This is a genomic window from Lawsonella clevelandensis (assembly GCF_003241315.1).
In the GTDB taxonomy this organism is placed as follows: Bacteria; Actinomycetota; Actinomycetes; order Mycobacteriales; family Mycobacteriaceae; genus Lawsonella; species Lawsonella clevelandensis_A.
Genome location: NZ_QFOZ01000020.1, coordinates 1 through 1,371 on the forward strand (window position 1 = coordinate 1; position 1,371 = coordinate 1,371).

The window sequence follows — 1,371 nt, forward strand, 5'->3', positions numbered from 1 at the left end:
AACACCTGATTGCCAACCAGGCTGAGGGAACCTTTGGGCGCCTCCGTTACTCTTTGGGAGGCAACCGCCCCAGTTAAACTACCCACCAGGCACTGTCCCTAAACCAGATCATGGTCCGAGGTTAGAAGTCCAATTTCATCAGAGTGGTATTTCAACAACGACTCCACCCACACTAGCGCATGAGCTTCACAGTCTCCCACCTATCCTACACAAACAAAACCGAACACCAATGCCAAGCTATAGTAAAGGTCCCGGGGTCTTTTCGTCCTGCCGCGCGTAACGAGCATCTTTACTCGTAATGCAATTTCGCCGAGTCTGTGGTTGAGACAGTAGAGAAGTCGTTACGCCATTCGTGCAGGTCGGAACTTACCCGACAAGGAATTTCGCTACCTTAGGATGGTTATAGTTACCACCGCCGTTTACTGGGGCTCGGACCTGTGTTTTTGGTAAACAGTCGCTTCTCTCTGGTCTCTGCGACCAACACCAGCTCACACCGAAAAAGTGCTCACCAACATCGGTCCCCCTTCTTCCAAAGTTACGGGGGCATTTTGCCGAATTCCTTAACCACAGTTCTCTCGAACTCCTTAGTATTCTCTACCTGACCACCTGTGTCGGTTTAGGGTACGGGCCGCATAAGAACTCACTAGAGGCTTTTCTCGGCAGCATAGGATCACTAACTTCACCACAATGGCTACGCATCACGTCTCAGGTACACAACAAGCGGATTTACCAACCTGTCACCCTACACGCTTACACCAGGCAATCCACTACCTGGCACAGCTACCTTCCTGCGTCACCCCATCGCTTGGCTACTACCAGATCAGGTCCTGTGCATCCACAACCATCTCCTTAAAAAGAGAAAACAGCAGCTTCTGGACAGTTAGTATCACTGATTCACCATGGGCGCGCTTATACGGGTACGGGAATATCAACCCGTTATCCATCGACTACGCCTGTCGGCCTTGCCTTAGGACCCGACTCACCCTGGGAGGATTAGCCTAGCCCAGGAACCCTTGGTCATCCGGAGGACATGTTTCCCACATGTCATTCGCTACTCATGCCTGCATTCTCACTCGCATACCCTCCACCACTAGATCACTCTGCAGCTTCAACGGATACACGACGCTCCCCTACCCATCCCAAAAAGGAATGCCGCGGCTTCGGCGGTGTACTTGAGCCCCACTACATTGTCGGCGCAGGACCACTTGACCAGTGAGCTATTACGCACTCTTTCAAGGGTGGCTGCTTCTGAGCCAACCTCCTGGTTGTCTAAGCGATCCCACATCCTTTTCCACTTAGTACACGCTTAGGGGCCTTAGCCGGCGATCTGGGCTGTTTCCCTCTCGACTATGAAGCTTATCCCCCACAGTC

1 rRNA gene is annotated in these 1,371 nt (G+C 52.4%); it reads right to left on the reverse strand.

The annotated features are described in order from the left end of the window. Nucleotides 1-1,371 (reverse strand): 23S ribosomal RNA (locus tag DI579_RS07180); the annotation flags it as partial.